Source organism: Bradyrhizobium sp. Kon56 (assembly GCF_055807635.1).
Window position 1 is genome coordinate 1 of record NZ_JBVVOU010000479.1, and the last position, 261, is coordinate 261.

Genomic DNA, 261 nt, shown 5'->3' on the forward strand with positions numbered 1-261 from the left:
CAGCTCGGCCTGTTGATCGACGGCGCGATCGTCGCGGCGATGGTGTCGCGCGATCCGGGCGTGGCGGATACGGCGGCGCTGACGGCAGGCCCCCTGCTCAGCCAGTCCAAGGCAAAGAAGAAGCGCGCGGCGGATCAGTTAGAGGCGGTGTGATCGCTCCCATCCCGTAGCCCGCATGAGCGCAGCGAAATGCGGGACGGCTGTCCCCGGATGTCGCTTCGCTCATCCGGGCTACAGCGTTATTGTGTTGCCCCGACTGAC

1 pseudogene is annotated in these 261 nt (G+C 66.7%); it reads left to right on the plus strand.

The features are described 5' to 3' along the window. A pseudogene (locus tag AC0L3B_RS39740) lies at window positions 1-153 on the plus strand (TetR/AcrR family transcriptional regulator); the annotation flags it as partial. Window positions 154-261 lie beyond the last annotated feature (108 nt).